The organism is Caballeronia sp. M23-90 (genome assembly GCF_053574605.1).
Genome location: NZ_JBSIPA010000110.1, coordinates 1 through 16,123, shown reverse-complemented (window position 1 = coordinate 16,123; position 16,123 = coordinate 1). Strand labels below are relative to the sequence as shown.

Genomic DNA, 16,123 nt, shown 5'->3' with positions numbered 1-16,123 from the left:
TCACAATCTCGCCAGTTTCCTGGTCGATGTAGTGCACTTGAAAGACACTCTTTGCAAGATCAACTCCAACTGGCGTAGCATTCATTTCGGATTCTCCTGGCGCTGGGAAATACTTGCATTTTGCACCTGCCACATTGACGCAGTAGGCCCGTGAGGTCCAGTTTCCATCGTGCTACGTTCACGGGTGGGATGCGTTCATTCCATTACTCGGCTCAGATCACGGCGGACTATCGCAAATACGTGCACGTCTATGGCGCGGACATCGATATCGATGAATTCTTTCGATTGTTTTGGGACCGTCGCAGCGGCAGAAAATCGAAAATTCCGAAGGCTATGGAAGCACCATTTTTGCTGCCGAAAAACGATGCAGAGGCGCGCATCAAAGAAGCGATCGTCGAGTTTTCGGCCGGCCAAACGGCGAAGCTTGAAGAGGACCTGTTCAAACAGCGCACGCGGCTGGCCGATGCCGAGCGTACGCTGCTGACAAAGACCACAAAAGCGGCGACCGAAAGCCAGCGGATTGCGACCGATAAGATCGCTTGGATCCGCGGCAAGCTGGAAGACTTCAACCGCACCGAACTGAAGGACCGTGACTCACGGATCTTTCCCGGGCAATACGCGCCGGTGATGGTTGTCGAAAATGGTCAGCTTGTGGTCAAGCCGATGCGTTATCAATGTCGACCCGCCGGCAAGCCGGCGTTCTACGACACAAAATATCCTGGAACGTACAACGCGAGACGAGACAACCTAGAAGGGTTCTGGAAAGGGCTCTTCGGATACACCCACGGCGTAATGCTGGTGAGCGCATTTTATGAAAACGTACCGCGTCACCGCGTCGAGGCCCGTGAGTTGGCTGAAGGCGAGAAAGAAGAAAACCTCGTGCTCGAGTTCAAGCCGAACCCGCCGCAAAACATGTTGATCGCGTGCCTGTGGTCGAGGTGGACAGGCAAGGGTGAACTGGACCTGTTGTCGTTTGCTGCCGTCACCGACGATCCCCCAGCGGAAATCGCGCTCGCTGGACACGACCGCTGTATCGTTCCGATCAAGCCCGAAAACATTAACGCCTGGCTCAATCCGGACCCGGCTAACCTGGCAGCTCAATACGCCATTCTCGATGATCGTCATCAGCCGTATTACGAGTATCGCCTCGCAGCTTGAGCCGAGGACAGTCGCGAACACGTTCGGCGAGTGAGGCAACAAGCAGCGTGGCTGCGGGATAAGTTCAAGAACGAGCGCGTCTGATTGCTTCCACTGCCGTCGCGCTGGCGAGGTCCGCGTAGAGTTCGGCCCACTTGCCAAGGACCGATGAATCGTCGGTGAGGAACAGGGGGTGTTCAGCCCATACACTGACCATTGGTCCCTTCCAACCCAGTTCGAAAATACGAAGGTCTTCGTCGTCGCTCGCGCCCGAATCGACCAGGTCGACGAAGGACGCGAGGTTGTACAGATAGACTTCGAGCGGCTCGATGTCAAAGAGCGCCGCAAGTACCGATGTCGCCCGCTTGGACGCGGCTTCTCGGCTGCCGGCCATCAGGAAGACGATGCGTTCGTCGTTACTGTTGGGCTTACCGAATATCACACGGTATAGGGATGTCCTGCACCGATTGCTTAGTTGCGTGCTCATTTTAATTTTTGTCCTGACCTAATGTCGAATCGTCCAAGGGTCGATTGCGCTTCGCCGTCACACGGCCTGGTCAACGTACAATCGGCACAGAGCGGCGCACGTAACTGCTTTGCCATATCTTCGTTTTTGGAACGGCTGGAGCCATGATCGGTCGAACTCACATCACTAATCATAGAAGAAAACACGACCCACATGACGAACACTGGCTACCGCGCACTGCTTGCGCAACGTGAAGCACTGGAAAAGCAGATTGAAGAACTGAGAAACGCCGAGCGCGGTGACGCGATCGAATGGATTCGCGAGCAGATGGCCCTATACGAAGTCAAGCCCGAAGACCTCGAGCCACGCAGTAGCCGCGGCCCGCGGAAGCAATCGGCGCCTGTCGCTGCGAAATATCGGGATCCAGCATCAGGCGCGACCTGGAGCGGTCGCGGCAAGCCCCCTCGCTGGATCGCGGGCCAGGATCGCGACAAGTTTGCTATTACTGACTGATCCTCGCCACGATACCGAGCCCACGAAGTTGTCCACACAATTTGTGGACAGCGTTGTGGACAACATCACTTGAAAGCCCATAAGTCGTTGTAGTTCCAACATTTATCGAACCCGCCTCGATGTGCGTCATGGGCCCCCGTCAGTCGACCAATGCAGGTTCGGGCTCGGGTGGCTCAGATGGCTTCGTTCCCTTGGGCGCCGGCTTGATCTCGGCGAGGACGGTCTGGCGCAGGTGCTGCTTGACCAACACAACCCGCAATTTTTCGAGCGCGATCAATTCACCCAGATTTTCCTGCCGCCATGTGCGATGAATGATCTTGAAGTAGTCGTCGACTTCGTTGATTACACCCCGGCTGAACTGAACTTCCAACACGAGCCGCTCGATATCTTCGTTGCCTCGGTATTTTTTCCAGAGCGAACGGAGTTCCTTTGGGCTTAGTGGTGCGAACTCAGGGAGGGTTTTGGGCATCGCATCGATCTCGGTACGAACTATTCGGTGATCGCGGCGTGCTCGACCGCGGGCGCGGGCAGCTCGACCGTGCGCCGCTGGACGCGACGATGCTCGCTGATCAAGTTGGGCGACGGAGAGAGTTTGACCATAATCGGCGCCGGCGCAGCGGGACCTTTGCGCTTGATCAGTTCGACGGCGACGCCTTCAGCGACGGCCCGAACCGCAAGCCTAAGTGACGCAGGCGACGAGTCCTGGGCACGCGCCAGCGGCCGCATGACAACAAACAGCATCTCGGAGCTCTGCGCCGCCAGCAGCAGGCGCCTGAGCGACTCGGCGCGAATATGTTGCTGCCAGAGCACGAGTGCACCGCAGCTGCCTGCTCTCAGGATCTGCTCCGCGCTCCACAGCGCATCGGATGATTTAACTGCCTTCAGCCACATCAGCTTGCCTGGATCAATGCCCATAAAGGCGTAACCGTGCGCATTGGGGACCTGCTGCGGGGCGATCAGTGCAATCGAGCGCTTATCCGATACCGCCGCCATGGCAGGACCCAGCAGGCGCATTTCGCCGATGCCCGGCTGCTGTAAAAGCAGCTCGGTCATGGTTCCCAACGGCCAGCCGCCGCCAGGCAGCTCGGCTGATAGCGCTGCGTAACCCGTGTCTACGGTCCGCCCATGGGCACGCGCCAATTGCGTCCCTCGCCAAAGACTTGGGTGTAGCGATTCGATGTCTTTCGGTAGGGCGTTCATAGCGAGCACTGTATATCCATACAGTATCGTACACCGGATCGCGGATGCCAGAACGCGGAATTTGAAAACGCGAAAATTAGGCTGACGGGGGACCGACCCAGTTACAAACCAATCGCTTTCCGCTCACCCACCCTTGAACAGTGGCGCGTCGCGCCAGAGAGCGCGAGAGCCTGATGGCTCCCGCGCGTGGGGTTGCTTGTGTGGGAAGCGCATTGTCGCGCTCCATCCTCTGTCTGCCGTTCAAAGCGCATTTCAGCTGCCCATCAGAGCCGCCCCTTAATCGACGCATAGCACGAGCCGGATTCGGCACAAGGGTTCGCTTCGCCGCGTCCTCACCCGTTCGATGCTCGCCTGCGGCTGTGCTTCGCTGCGGCTTCCGGGCGCGCCCTTGCACCGAATCCGCCCCGTGCAAATCATGCGCCGAGGCGGCTCCGAAGAGCAGATGAAACTGAACGGCAGACAAAGGAGGGATTTATGAGCGCAACGACCACCCACACAAACAACCCCACTAACCAGCGGACGTTCCCTCCGCACCTCCCGAGGCTCACCCAAGGGCATATGTGAAAGGCGACTTGCGAGAGGTCGTCATGACCGGTTCGCGGATTCGCGTGGAACACGACGGTCAGCAGTGGTGGAACGTCAGCGTGACACCCGAATGATTGTCAGCACATACCTTAGGACACCACATCATGACCACCAAGTATTTCACCTGTGCTGAAACCGCAAAGTTGATTCGTCAATCGCTGAAAGAAGCTTTTTCGGGAGCGAAGTTTTCAGTGCGCAGCAGCGCTTACAGCGGAGGTGCATCGATCAGCGTTAGCTGGACAGATGGTCCGAACCCCGCGCAGGTTGAATCAATCACGCGTGGATTCAAGGCCGCTTACTTCGACGGCTCGATCGATTATCAAGGCTCGATTCATCACATGATGGACGGCCAGCAAGTGCACTTCGGCGCGGACTACATCACGACCAGCCGCCACTACAGTGACGCCGCGATCCAGCGAGCAATTGATTACCTCTCGCGTCGCTATGCGGGCAACTTCAAAGAAAGCCGGGTGAGCAAGCCAACCGTTGAACAGTTCCGCTCGGGCGAGCTTTACCGCGTGCAGCTTCAGGGAGTTCACTGGGATGGCTCGAGCAGCGTTCAAACCATGATTCATGCTGCGCTCGACAAGCATACAGACCGTCTCAAAGTGAACGCAAGTGCCACGGCCGCGAAGAAATTCGTTACGCACGATGACGGCTACAGCCGCCAGTGTGGCGCTGGCTTTTCTGCAGTCAGTGTTGACGCCGACTAACCAGCAGCTATAGCAGAGCGGTTGTTATCAAATGCCGCTCGGTTCTTTTCCACCTCTTTTTTAACCGGCCAGAAAACGCTCCGAGTGTGGCTCGGGCACCTCGTTTTTATCTTGTTCTGGCCTATTTCAGGAGTCTGAAAAATGGAAGATCGTATTTTTGAAATCGAAGTGACCGATGATGTCGCATCTATTGAAGTATCTGGATCGCTGCTGGAAACTACCTTTGGCGGCGATACGAAAATCGAACAGGTTGCCCTATCGCGCCTGAGCCCGTCACCGCACAACGTCCGCCGGAAAGTGGCGACAGGAATTGACGGTCTCGCAGATAGCATCGCTGCGAAAGGTCTACTGCAAAATCTGGTTGCGCACCCGATGAAGGGCGCGCGCGGCAAAAAACCGAAATTGTGTGTGTGTGCCGGTCAGCGCCGACTGGCCGCGCTTCAATTGATGGCCGAGCGGGGGACGATTGGCGCGGATGAACCCATCCCGGTCAAGGTCGTCACCGAGGCCGAAGCAGTTGCGACCTCTTTGATCGAGAATTTTTCCCGAGACTCGATGCATGGGGCGGATCAGGCCATGGCATTCCGACTGCTTATCGAAGAGGGAAAGAGTGCAGACTACATCGCGGCTCTCTTTTCGGTGCCAGTTCTAACGGTGCAACGCCGACTCAAAATCGCAAACGTGTCGCCCAAGCTCTTAGACGTGTACCGTGATGATGGCATGACGACCGACCAAGTGATCGCGCTCGCGCTCACGGACGACCACGGCTTGCAGGAGCGCTTGTGGTTCGACGCCGCGCAATCATGGTTGCGCGATCCGCATCAGTTGCGCGCCGCGATCACTAGCGAAGAAATCGACGTGCGCAACAATCCACTTGTCGCGTTCGTCACGCTTGACGCGTATGAAGCCGCTGGCGGTTTCGTGCGTCGTGACCTTTTCAGCGACTCGGACAATGCAGGATACATCGCGGACGCAGGCTTGCTTCAACGCCTCGCGACCGAAAGACTCGTCGCGATTGCCCAAACTGTCAGCGAGGAAGGATGGAAGTGGGTCGAAACTCGCATCAAGCGGGATTACAACGAACTGAGCGCGTATGGACGGCTGTCGTCGCACTCCCGTGACATGACCAAGAAAGAAGCTAGCGAGTTTGCCAAGCTTAAAAAGGCTCGCGACAAGGCAATAAAGTCGCTTGATGCCTACTACCACGACGAGTCGATCAAGGAGGATGACGACAAGCGCGATGCGCTTGATGAGGCCGCGACCGCAGCCAGTGAAGCATGTGATCAATACGTCGAACGTCTTGAGACGTGGAGGCCAGAGCAACTGGCGAGCGGGGGTGCATTCGTATTTTTAAATCACACGGGAGAAGTAGTCGTCGAGCGGGGCTACGTAAGACCGGAGGATAAAGTGGCTGCGGCACGTGACGCGGGAACGGATGCCGTTGATTTCGCGCCCGAGAAGAAGGAAAAGCTGTTGCACAGCGAAAAGCTGTGCCGTCGCCTCACAGCGCACCGGACCGCCGCTGTTCAGGCCGAGCTTGCCGCAAACCCAAGCGTCGCCCTTGCCATTCTGATGCACCGGATGATTCCAACGATTTTCTCGGATCGTTACGGGTACATTTACGGCGAACGCACGCTGGAGGTGCAGGTGACTTGCTCGCATGACAAGCTGCTTCGCGAAGCCGATGACATGGCTGCAAGCATCGCGTGGAAGGAAATTGAAGCGGAGCGCGCCAAGTGGTCGGCGATGCTGCCAGCAAACATCGGCGGCCTTTTACTGTGGCTGTTGATGCAGAACGATGACGTGATGGCGAATCTGTTTGCGTTTTGTGTAGCAGCGACGCTCGACAGCGTAAGCGCGACTGATAGTGCACACCCTGTCAATGCCCTCAGCGGTATCCTCAACCTCGATATGGCGAAATACTGGACGCCTACGCGGGAGGGCTACCTAAACCACGTCTCGAAATCGCGTATCGCGGATGTTGTCGCGACCGCCGTGTCACCTGATGCTGCCGCGCCGCTCGGCGCGATGAAAAAAGATGCGGCTGCCGAAGCTGCCGAACTCCGGCTTGCATCGACCGGTTGGCTCCCGGAAGTCCTCACCAATAGGGAAGTACCGAATGCATGGAAGGCCGACCCATGTAACGACCACGACGGCGACTCACCCGATGACGATGATCTTGACGACACAACGTCGCTAGAGGATATCGCGGATTAGGTCCCGCGAAGCAGAAGTGATCCACGGACCACTTAGGCTGCGCCTAAGTGGTTTTTCACGTGCAACATGCCTTGTCCTAAGCTTATGATGGATCGCCGCTCGCCCACTGCGTTGCTTCATCGGCGCAACAGATAGGCCCCCAGCAGCGCCGCCGCCGCTCCTACAAATCCACCGATACCCGCGCACAAAGTGGCGACCACCATCATGTGTCGTTGCCCAATGGTCGCCGCTTTGCGGACCGCGTTCGGGATGCCCACAATAAGCTTTCCTTGATCGGCCTGAACTACCGCCATGTGGCGACGCAGTTCATGATGGGCCGCGACCAATTCGTGAGTGGCTGCGTTCAGCGTCTTGGACAGATCGGCTTTAGCGGATTCAAGCCGCTCAGCAGTAGCAATCGACTCGGCCTGACTCTTTTCGAGCGACTGTGAAATCTCCTTCGCTTCTCCCAAGAACCAGTCGAATATCAGCTCTTCTTTTGTGGGCGGCTTGTCCATCGTCACTCCACCAGCGCCGCATAGGCCTCATCGAGGTTATTTCTCACGGGAATGGCCAACTGCGTCCAGCGATACATGCGTGCATACTCGCGGCGCTTATCCGGGTCTGTTTCCGTCTTTGCCAAGGTCCGATAATCGGCGCTGTCGTCAATCAACGTGTCAAACCCGATTTTTTTAGCCGCTAGATACTCGTAAATCTCGCTCTCGAATAGGAAAGCGTTCGGATTGACCCAGCCTTTCTTCATCTTCTTAACGTAATTGAAGATTGCCGGTATTTCTTCGGTCGGGTCATTTTGGATGCGATTGGGTAACAGTCTGATTCTTTCACTGGCAACACCGATACCTAGCAGAGCTTCAACGGTCTTAAGACTTTCCTGCCACGCCTTCTGTTCAGACGTGACTGGAATAACATACAGGTCGAATTCGGCGGCGGAGCCGGCATAGCGCGACATCGCTTGCATAAAGACTTCGATATTGGACGCGCCGATATCGATGATCGCATCATCTTCCAAGATCAGAGATTCCAGTAGGGCGCCGAAATCCTTGCCTCGTAATTGCTCGACCTCCGCCGCTCCCAAATCGCTCGCGGATTGATTGATGGTTTCGACCGCGTAAAATGCGGCATTCGGCATACGGGGTTTTAACAGGTGATGTGCAGTGACAGTCTTACCAACGCTGCCGCTGTAATTCAACACGGCGATTTTCATATCGTCCTCACTCGTATTTTGTGTCTAGGCCAGTGAAATCTGTGCTTTCGCGAATGTCCCTAAAATCCTTCTCGGTTTTGATGCGGTCTGGTCTCGCCGCGACTTCAGTTTTATTGTTTGTTCCTGATTCGTCCGAACCCTTTTGTTCGTTAAATTCATCACCCTTACGGCCCGGGCGACTTGCTAACGGGTCCTTAAAAGCACTTGTACCTGCTTGCTCTGGAAGGGGGACGGAAAGTGTCGCTTGGTTCCGCTGTCGCGCCCTCAACAGCGCTTTTGCAAAGCTTCCAAAATTGCACGACAAGCCCTCTTCATGGCGCAGCGTACTCCACACGTCTTTCCGTGAAGCCCCCGCTGAGAACGCAGCCTCAATCTCCTTGAGCATTTTCCGGATGATGGCCGAATTGCTGTGTGGTTTGAGAGCCGAGAGGGGCATCGATATAGAGGTATCCGGAGTTAGTTTCGCAAGCTATCTGTTTGTCAGATTAGTGCCCTTCTTTTGTACTTTAGACGTCTTTCTTCATACATTCAAGATTGTATTTGTCCTCAAAATGTCTCCTGTGTGTCCTCTAGTTGTCCTCTTTACGTCTTCCTTTATGGGCTAGCTGGAAATCAGCGGCAGTTGCTCTCACGCAGTGCGTGAGAGAGTATCCGGACGCTATTCCGACCCGGTTTTTGGTGTTTTTATGCCTCCGCCCTTAACAAAAATCATGGGTGGCTTGCCCTTAAATCGGCCATACACCATACGCAATGCAAAGCATTGGTAAGTTATTGATAAATAAGAATTTTCGAAAAATGATGAAAATTAGTGTAAAACCCGTGTCCTACAAATCAATTGAAACGTCCATCGGACGAGCGTATGGTGTAAGACACGTGTACGACATAGCGAGGCAAAATTGCCCACCATCAGCTTCCGCGTGACCGACGCCCAAAAGCTTGAGCTTGAAGCGCGCTCGGACGGTAATGTCTCCGATTACGTCAAGAGCGTGTTGTTCGATACACAGGGCACGCTCGATCAGATTCTCGAGAGGTTGTCGCCAGCGCAAAGTGGTCAGACGCGGGAGCCCGTTACAGGATTTGATCACACGAATCCCGACATTGAAAATATACTGGCGGAAGTGCTGATGCTTCTGCGGTTCACCGTAAAACCCGACAGCAAACGCTCGGTGCACGCCGAGCTCAACCGACTAGGCGTGCAGCTCTGGCATCCCGAGGCGGATAAGTCCTAGGGGGCGAGATGGAAGACAAACAAAAAGCGCAGATTACGCTGGCCACGCTTGTTGCGGCGCCAATCGCAGTCTGGTTGATTGTCGCAAAACTTGTTTATGGCTTCACGCCGCAGACAGTACGAACCACCTTAGGTCATCTTATTCGCGAGACGCCGCATTTGTGGCCTCTGTGGTCGGCATTAATCGGCGGCCTTGCTTTGGCTATCGGCGGCTTAATTGTCGGTTTTCGGCTAACCAAGCAAACGTTTGCGGGCGCTCAGTTTTTGAAGTTTTATCGTGGTACAGAGTTAGTTACTGCCGCGGCGCTTGCTAAAAGGACGCGTGAAACGAATATTCGCCAAATAACAATTGCTGGCGTTCCGATGCCAGTAAAGGCCGAACGAACCCACGTTTCGCTTGGGGGATCAACTGGTGTCGGAAAATCGACAATTCTTAAAGAGATGATGGTTGGATGCCTAGAACGCGAAGATCGCATGGTGATTCTTGATCCAGACGGCGAGTTTCTGTCGACGTTTTATAAGACTGGCGACAAAATATTAAACCCCTATGATTCCCGAACGGAAGGCTGGAGTTTCTTTAACGAAATTCGCGAGGACTATGACTTCGAACGTTACGCACGATCAATTGTTCAACAATCGGACAGTGCGGATTCGGAAGAATGGAATGATTATGGGCGTTTGTTATTTTCGGAAGTGGCGCGCAAGGTCTATAACACGAGTCGAAACCCCTCAATGCGCGAAGTATTTTCATGGACGAACGGCCGGACGATGGAAGAGCTTGAGGCCTTTGTGGAAGGGACAAATGCGCAGGCGCTATTTACGGGCAACGCGCGCGCATCCGGAAGCGCCCGTTTCGTTTTGAGTAACAAAATCCCGCCGCATTTAAAAATGCCGGAGGGGGCATTCTCACTGCGCGACTGGTTGGCAGATCCGAATGGCGGCAATTTATTTATCACGTGGGATGAAAATATGCGCTCAGCTTTGCGTTCGCTGATTTCATGTTGGGTGGACTCCGTCTTCAGCAGCGTGCTGGGCATGAAGGCGGACGACAAACGGCGCGTCTGGACTTACCTCGATGAACTGGAATCACTTGCGAAATTACCGACTTTGGGCGATGCGCTGACCAAAGGCCGAAAGAAGGGCTTGTGCGTCGTGTCCGGCTATCAGACGTATTCGCAATTAGTGAAGGTCTATGGCGAACAGATGGCCGAGACAATGCTGGCGAACCATCGCACCGTGGTGGCGATGGGCATTGGTCGCATGGGTGAGGTGACGGCTGAAAAGATGTCGCGCGCCTTGGGTCAGCATGAGGTGATGCGCAAGCGCTCCGGCAGCAGCCGGCGCTTCGGTCAGATGGGCACTAGCAGCGAGAACGAGGAGATCAAGCCAGAGCGCGTAGTGATGCCCTCGGAGCTGATGCGTCTGCCGGACCTGCAGGGTTATCTTGCATTTCCCGGCGACCTGCCTATCGCGAAGTTCGAGATCGAGCACGTCAACTACCAGCGTTCGCGCTCGATCCCCGGCATTCTGACGCCGGACGGTGAAATTCTGGGGGCGTAATGCTGAACATCACCACGATTACGCGTCAGTCCGCCGGGAAGGTCGTCTCTTACTACGCCGACAGCGCGGACGACTACTACGCAAAGGACGGCAGCGCCATGCAATGGCAGGGTCGTGGCGCGGCTGCGCTCGGTCTGGAGGGTGCAGTCGTGCAAGAGCGCTTTCGGGAGCTGCTGGACGGGCGCATCGACAGCGCGACGCGCATCAAACGCAGCGTCGGCAGTAAACGTCTGAAAGAGCGTTTGGGCTACGACCTGACTTTTTCGGCGCCGAAAGGCGTATCACTGCAGGCGCTGGTGCACGGCGATCAACGAATCATCGCCGCGCACGACAGGGCCGTGGCCGCGGCAATCGAGGAAGCTGAACTCCTTGCAATGGCGCGCAGCACCGTGAACAAGAAAACGTCGGTCGAGCAGACCAAGAATCTGGTCGTCGCAAAATTCCGGCATGAAACCTCGCGCGAGCTCGATCCGGACCTCCACACGCACGCCTTTGTGCTGAACATGACCCAGCGCGCAAACGGGCAATGGCGCGCGTTGACCAACGACGGGGTGATCCACTCACTGAATCATCTGGGCAATGTCTACAAGGCGGCGTTGGCCAAAGAACTGGAGCTTGCCGGATTTGTGTTGCGCTATGACCGCAACGGCACGTTTGATCTTGCGCATTTTTCTGAGCATCAGATTAGCGAATTCAGCGCGCGCAGTAGGCAGATCGAGGCCGCACTGGCGCTGAAGGGCCTGGACCGGGCAAGTGCGACGCAGGCTGAAAAGAACCACGCCGCGATGGCGACGCGTCAGCGCAAAGGCGCGATTGATCGCGAGGCCGTCCGAGAGATTTGGAAGGAGCGATCTGACGCGCTGGGTATCGACTACGTTAGCCGCGAATGGGCCGGTGCCGGCAATCGTACCTTCGGTCAGGAGTCGTCGATCAAGGCCCCCCAGTTGGAGAAGCCGCTTGCTCACCACGCGGATCAAATCGTCAAATTCGGGATCAAAAGCCTCACGGAGCGGCAGTCGATCATCACGGCCAAGGAGCTCATGGACGTGTCCTTGAGGCATGGATACGGAATACTATCCTCTGAGGACGTGCGTGCAGCGATTGATCGAGCAAGCGAGGGCGGTCATTTGATCAAGGAGGAAGCCCTTTACACCTCCATGAACCCTGGTAAAGAGACGCGACCCAATTCTGCGACGCCGGCAATGAGCCGAGTCGAGTGGGTCAATTCGCTGGTTCGCGCAGGCAAGACACGCGATGACGCGGTTGGGTTGGTAGCGAAAGGAATCAAGCAGGGCCGCTTGAAACCAGGCGACGAGCGGTTCACGACGCACATTGCTCAGCGCCGCGAGCGCGACATTCTCGCGATCGAGCGTGAAAGCCGCGGGACGGTTGTACCGCGTATCAGCAAGGAAGCTATTGCGGCCTTTTTGTCGGGCACGACATTGAACGCCGAGCAAAGCGGTGCTGTATCGCGGATTGCCGAGTCGCGCAATCAATACATGGCGGTCCCCGGATTCGCCGGCACTGGCAAGAGCTTCATCACAAAAGCTGCGAAGGACCTGATGGAAGCGCACGGCTATCGCGTGACGACGCTGGCTCCGTACGGTAGTCAGAAGAAGGCGCTCGAGGCTGAGGGGCTGGACGCGCGCACACTGCAGTCGTTTCTCAGAGCGAAGGACAAAAAAATCGATGGCGACACGATTGTCTTTGTCGACGAGTCGGGCGTCATCCCCGCACGGCAGATGCACGAGACGATGAAGGCGATTCAGGAAGCCGGTGCGCGCGTCGTGTTCCTGGGCGACACTGCGCAGACCAAGGCCATCGAGGCGGGTAAGCCCTTTGACCAATTGATGAAAGCGGGAATGCAGACTACTCGTATGACGGTCATCCAGCGGCAGAAGGATCCGGAATTGTTGAAGGCGGTCGAGCTCGCGGCTGTCGGACAATCCCGTGAATCACTCGCCCACGTCTCGGCGATCTCTGAGATTCGGGAGGCTTCGGAGCGATACCGATCAATCGTCGCTGCGTACGCCGGCCTTGATCGCAATGAGAGGGCGCAAACCCTCGTCATCACTGGCACCAACGACAGCCGTAAGAAAATCAATCACGGCATCCAAGAAGCGTTGGGCTTATCGGGGACCGGGCAGGACTATCCATTGTTGAACCGGCTGGACACCACGCAGGCCGAACGCCGGCACAGCAAGTATTACGAGAAGGGCGCGATCATCATTCCCGAACGTGATTATCACTGCGGGCTAAAGCGAGGCGAGCAATATACCGTGCTCGACACCGGTCCGGGCAATCGCCTGACCGTGCACGACAGCGAAGGCGAGGTCCTTCAGTTTTCCCCGGCGCGCACGACACAGTTGTCGGTTTATAGCGTTGAGCAGACCGAGATCGCCGCCGGTGACCAAATCAAGATCACACGCAACGACGCAGAAAAAGACTTGGCAAACGGCGACCGTTTCACGGTCAAGCATATCCGTGACGGCGAGATTAGCCTCGAAGGAAACGGTCGCGAAGTGACAATCGACGCGCGCATGCCCATGTTTGTAGGTCTCGCGTATGCATCCACGGTGCACAGCGCGCAGGGGCTCACGTGCGACACCGTGCTGATTAATCTGGAAACGAAGTCGCGCACAACGGCCCAAGACGTCTATTACGTCGCCGTATCCCGCGCTCGTCATGAGGCATTAATCTTTACGGATGATGGAAAGAAGCTTGGCGAAGCGGTCAGTAGGGAAAGTAGCAAGACCGCTGCACTCGAGTTGAGTCAGCTTCAACGCCACGGCTCGGGGCACCCACCAAAGCATCGGACGCAACAAGAAAGAGCCCGACAGAAAGAGTACGGTGACCATGAGACGGGCTACGGCAATTAGGGTTGGGTATGGTGGACGTTGAGCATTAGCGATGACGACAACTGTGGCACGAAGATGAAGAGCTGAACTATGTGGTGTAGAAAAGCTGCCTGCGTTTCGGCACTATTCACGACCGTCTCTGTTCGACCCGATCGGTTGTTCAAGTCGTGACCGCGATCACGGCTGGTTCTGAGGTGGAACGGTCATTCGGTACAGCGTGAGCGTGTTGACGCGACATTGCGGACTATCCCCTAAAAATTAATTTTCGATAAAGCGGGTAGTATTTCAGATATTGCGCCGGCCGCGCTGTGCCTTATTACCGATGCCGCCTCATCGTAGTCATAGATCTCGCGACGCCTAGATTGCAGACTGACCCAGCGCGTCGAGCACTTTCCGGCCCAATTGACGAGTATTGATCGGTTTGCCAGGACCACGCTCGAGCGGCACGTTCAGGCCGTATGTCGCGTTGATCTTGCGCAACAACGGATGCGCAGCCAGTTCCTGATCCGTCTCGTTATCGAACAGCTTGATCGCGTCGGATGCATACCGGACGATTAGATAGCGGCGGCCTTCAAGGTCCACTTCTTTTTGCGCAAGCACAACGTCAGCGTCGCTTGCGCTTTGAGAGCGCGCGATCGACGTTGGTTGGATAACGCGTTCCAAGAACTGGACGAAGGCCTTTAGTGTATGGCGAGTGTAATCGCTGATCGGCTCAATCTCAGCGGACGCCTCCTTTCGAAGCAGATCCCGTATCAAATCCACGATCGTGCGTGACGAGACGTTGGCCTCATTCAAGTTCTGACGCCATCTGAGCCACGCTTTTTTATGTTCGCTCTCCGGGTCAAGCTGCAAGCTGCCATATTCCGACGTCATCACGCGTGCTTCACCAGGCGGTGTCAGAAAGACGGCGGTGATAGGCGTCTGCTGCTCCTCGCGGAGCGTTTGCCGGACACAGTCGAATTGCTCCCGTAGTTGCGCAGCTTGCGCCGATTCCGCCCGAATCTTGTTTTCTACGATGAGGTGGTGCAGCTTCGTTTGCGCAGCCGCGCCGTCAAATAGTTGCAAATCGATATCGACAGTTCGTGGTGTAGGACCTTCATACCGAACTTCCAACCCAACCTGGGCCGTGATTGAACGTTTGTCTAAGACCGATTGAAACCGCTTTTCGTCGCCGCACGCCATTGCTATTTCAGCGAGGAAGGTGCGTAAAAAAACGTCCCCAAAACCATGTGCGGCTTGTGGCGTCAAAAGGAAGGCCAAGAACGCACTGAGATTAGTCTCAGTCAACCGTCCCCGGCCTTCTGACAAAGCGTAGAAGATGTTCATCTAAAAATTTTCCTCTCGTAGGATGTGTCATAGCTGTCTGTTTGCGTGCTTGAATAGGCGTGTGGCTTTGCCCCCTGCGGACCCATTCAGTTTTTTGACCAGTTGCAATAACGACGTCTGGATCCGAAGGTGAACCGCGATTAACAAGACACGTCTGGTCCGTTAAGCGCAGTGTTTTTGTATCATGCCGCAATGTTGTCAAAATTGTGGAAATAGCCAACCGTTGGATCCGCGGCGCCGACCTGACGTTCGATTGGCGAGGCACCGGCCTACGCGAATAGCGGAAATTGGCCAGACTTGGTCCTACGTTGACATTGCACAGTGGGCTGCCATCAATCGGTCCGCGTCGGGCAGGAGTCGACGCGAAAGACGACCTTTAAATCCCCGTGCTCGAGCGACTCTTTTCGATATGAAGCGGTCAATGAACGAGTCGTCGACCGACTTTGCCTGTAACCTTTGATGCCCCAGCAACGCCTGATTTCTGTCGACACCGAAACGCTTCAGCTGGGGAAGAAGGCCGCTCGAATCGGATCAATCAAACCGTGGTGCGGCGGACAATTCGAGAAGAGGCAGAACGCGAGGCGTGCGCACGCTCCGGCATGCGCAGTCACTACGAGGCTAGCGTAACGGCGTGCTCGCACACGGAACTTGGCCCAAGCTGGCGAGGCTTCCTGCTCAAGCCTTCGTTCCTACTTGGATTGCTGCTTGACTATGCAATGGATTCTCTCTGGCTTATACAAACTGTGAGCTTTTTAACAGGCTGCTGAAATATCAGGCGTTGATGCGTTCGGGTGCATTACGACGGATGCTGGGGGTCGCACTTTTGAAACGCGGAAGACGTTTGCAGGCATTCCACGTTGCTCGCGGGTTCACGATATCAGTGTTACGCCATTGCTTATTGCCCCTCAGCCCGCAAGTGTGCGCATACGCGTCAAGTTGTAGCCGACCTGCGTCAGCAAAAAGAGCTGGTCTACGCGTTCAAGTCCCCAATACATGACCTGGCGAATTCGTCCAACTGTCTTGCCCCATCCGAATACCTGCTCAATGCGCTTACGTTTTTGCTGGCTTATCGCGTAACCCGGCCAGCGTGTAGTTCGCTCGTCAATTGCTGAACCT

Annotated in this window: 14 protein-coding genes and 1 pseudogene; 7 read left to right on the top strand and 8 right to left on the bottom strand. The window is 55.9% G+C overall.

What is annotated here, in order from left to right:
* Positions 1–189 precede the first annotated feature (189 nt).
* Positions 190–1,158, top strand: a complete 969-nt coding sequence (locus ACRXB1_RS13695; RefSeq protein WP_449492295.1) for an SOS response-associated peptidase family protein — start codon at positions 190–192, stop codon at positions 1,156–1,158.
* 64 nt (positions 1,159–1,222) lie between these two features.
* On the opposite strand, the gene ACRXB1_RS13690 is transcribed toward ACRXB1_RS13695, so the two are convergent.
* Entirely contained in the window at positions 1,223–1,624 is a 402-nt protein-coding gene (locus ACRXB1_RS13690) for a hypothetical protein (protein ID WP_449492294.1), read from the bottom strand.
* Between the two features lie 375 nt (positions 1,625–1,999).
* Between ACRXB1_RS13690 and ACRXB1_RS13685 the strand changes: the two are divergent.
* Positions 2,000–2,116: pseudogene (locus ACRXB1_RS13685) on the top strand (H-NS family nucleoid-associated regulatory protein); the annotation flags it as partial.
* 139 nt (positions 2,117–2,255) lie between these two features.
* Here the strand turns inward: ACRXB1_RS13685 and ACRXB1_RS13680 are convergent.
* Positions 2,256–2,585, bottom strand: coding sequence for a hypothetical protein (locus tag ACRXB1_RS13680; RefSeq protein ID WP_449492293.1), 330 nt, complete (start codon positions 2,583–2,585; stop codon positions 2,256–2,258).
* 20 nt (positions 2,586–2,605) lie between these two features.
* Positions 2,606–3,316 carry a translesion DNA synthesis-associated protein ImuA gene (gene imuA / locus ACRXB1_RS13675; protein ID WP_449492292.1) on the bottom strand — a complete coding sequence of 237 codons (711 nt, stop codon included), beginning with the start codon at positions 3,314–3,316 and terminating at the stop codon, positions 2,606–2,608.
* A gap of 689 nt (positions 3,317–4,005) precedes the next feature.
* On the opposite strand from imuA, the gene ACRXB1_RS13670 reads away from it, so the two are divergent.
* Both ACRXB1_RS13670 and ACRXB1_RS13665 read left to right on the top strand, forming a co-directional pair.
* Entirely contained in the window at positions 4,006–4,614 is a 609-nt protein-coding gene (locus ACRXB1_RS13670; protein ID WP_449492291.1) for an LPD29 domain-containing protein, read from the top strand.
* 141 nt (positions 4,615–4,755) lie between these two features.
* Positions 4,756–6,831 (top strand): ParB/RepB/Spo0J family partition protein, encoded by a 2,076-nt coding sequence (locus tag ACRXB1_RS13665; protein WP_449492290.1) that lies wholly within the window; start codon positions 4,756–4,758, stop codon positions 6,829–6,831.
* A 116-nt stretch (positions 6,832–6,947) separates the two neighbouring features.
* On the opposite strand, the gene ACRXB1_RS13660 is transcribed toward ACRXB1_RS13665, so the two are convergent.
* From ACRXB1_RS13660 to ACRXB1_RS13650, 3 genes are read right to left on the bottom strand one after another with little or no spacing between them, the layout of a single operon-like run.
* Positions 6,948–7,328: a hypothetical protein gene (locus ACRXB1_RS13660; protein WP_449492289.1), complete on the bottom strand. Its 381-nt coding sequence runs from the start codon at positions 7,326–7,328 to the stop codon at positions 6,948–6,950.
* 2 nt (positions 7,329–7,330) lie between these two features.
* Positions 7,331–8,035: a StbB family protein gene (gene stbB / locus ACRXB1_RS13655; protein ID WP_449492288.1), complete on the bottom strand. Its 705-nt coding sequence runs from the start codon at positions 8,033–8,035 to the stop codon at positions 7,331–7,333.
* Between the two features lie 7 nt (positions 8,036–8,042).
* On the bottom strand, positions 8,043–8,471 hold the full coding sequence (locus ACRXB1_RS13650; RefSeq protein WP_449492287.1) for a hypothetical protein: 429 nt from the start codon (positions 8,469–8,471) through the stop codon (positions 8,043–8,045).
* A gap of 460 nt (positions 8,472–8,931) precedes the next feature.
* Here ACRXB1_RS13650 and ACRXB1_RS13645 point away from each other — a divergent pair, with 460 nt between their 5' ends.
* The 3 genes from ACRXB1_RS13645 to mobF are packed head-to-tail and all read left to right on the top strand — an operon-like array spanning position 8,932 to position 13,702.
* Entirely contained in the window at positions 8,932–9,264 is a 333-nt protein-coding gene (locus ACRXB1_RS13645) for a hypothetical protein (protein WP_449492286.1), read from the top strand.
* A gap of 8 nt (positions 9,265–9,272) precedes the next feature.
* Positions 9,273–10,823, top strand: a complete 1,551-nt coding sequence (locus ACRXB1_RS13640; RefSeq protein WP_449492285.1) for a type IV secretion system DNA-binding domain-containing protein — start codon at positions 9,273–9,275, stop codon at positions 10,821–10,823.
* Positions 10,823–13,702, top strand: coding sequence for a MobF family relaxase (gene mobF, locus ACRXB1_RS13635; protein ID WP_449492284.1), 2,880 nt, complete (start codon positions 10,823–10,825; stop codon positions 13,700–13,702). Before ACRXB1_RS13640 ends, mobF begins: the two co-directional genes overlap by 1 nt.
* 336 nt (positions 13,703–14,038) lie before the next feature.
* Here the strand turns inward: mobF and ACRXB1_RS13630 are convergent, their stop codons facing one another.
* Positions 14,039–15,007: a PD-(D/E)XK nuclease family protein gene (locus ACRXB1_RS13630; protein ID WP_449492283.1), complete on the bottom strand. Its 969-nt coding sequence runs from the start codon at positions 15,005–15,007 to the stop codon at positions 14,039–14,041.
* 905 nt (positions 15,008–15,912) lie between these two features.
* Positions 15,913–16,123, bottom strand: a 211-nt coding sequence (locus tag ACRXB1_RS13625; protein WP_449492282.1) for a transposase, incomplete at its 5' end; no start/stop codon positions are given.

Bases quoted from the DNA above. Each gene is read 5' to 3' on its own strand.
- ACRXB1_RS13695 (WP_449492295.1), top strand. From the start codon at position 190: ATGCGTTCATTCCATTACTCGGCTCAGATCACGGCGGACTATCGCAAA.
- ACRXB1_RS13690 (WP_449492294.1), bottom strand. From the start codon at position 1,624: ATGAGCACGCAACTAAGCAATCGGTGCAGGACATCCCTATACCGTGTG.
- ACRXB1_RS13680 (WP_449492293.1), bottom strand. From the start codon at position 2,585: ATGCCCAAAACCCTCCCTGAGTTCGCACCACTAAGCCCAAAGGAACTC.
- imuA (WP_449492292.1), bottom strand. From the start codon at position 3,316: ATGAACGCCCTACCGAAAGACATCGAATCGCTACACCCAAGTCTTTGG.
- ACRXB1_RS13670 (WP_449492291.1), top strand. From the start codon at position 4,006: ATGACCACCAAGTATTTCACCTGTGCTGAAACCGCAAAGTTGATTCGT.
- ACRXB1_RS13665 (WP_449492290.1), top strand. From the start codon at position 4,756: ATGGAAGATCGTATTTTTGAAATCGAAGTGACCGATGATGTCGCATCT.
- ACRXB1_RS13660 (WP_449492289.1), bottom strand. From the start codon at position 7,328: ATGGACAAGCCGCCCACAAAAGAAGAGCTGATATTCGACTGGTTCTTG.
- stbB (WP_449492288.1), bottom strand. From the start codon at position 8,035: ATGAAAATCGCCGTGTTGAATTACAGCGGCAGCGTTGGTAAGACTGTC.
- ACRXB1_RS13650 (WP_449492287.1), bottom strand. From the start codon at position 8,471: ATGCCCCTCTCGGCTCTCAAACCACACAGCAATTCGGCCATCATCCGG.
- ACRXB1_RS13640 (WP_449492285.1), top strand. From the start codon at position 9,273: ATGGAAGACAAACAAAAAGCGCAGATTACGCTGGCCACGCTTGTTGCG.
- mobF (WP_449492284.1), top strand. From the start codon at position 10,823: ATGCTGAACATCACCACGATTACGCGTCAGTCCGCCGGGAAGGTCGTC.
- ACRXB1_RS13630 (WP_449492283.1), bottom strand. From the start codon at position 15,007: ATGAACATCTTCTACGCTTTGTCAGAAGGCCGGGGACGGTTGACTGAG.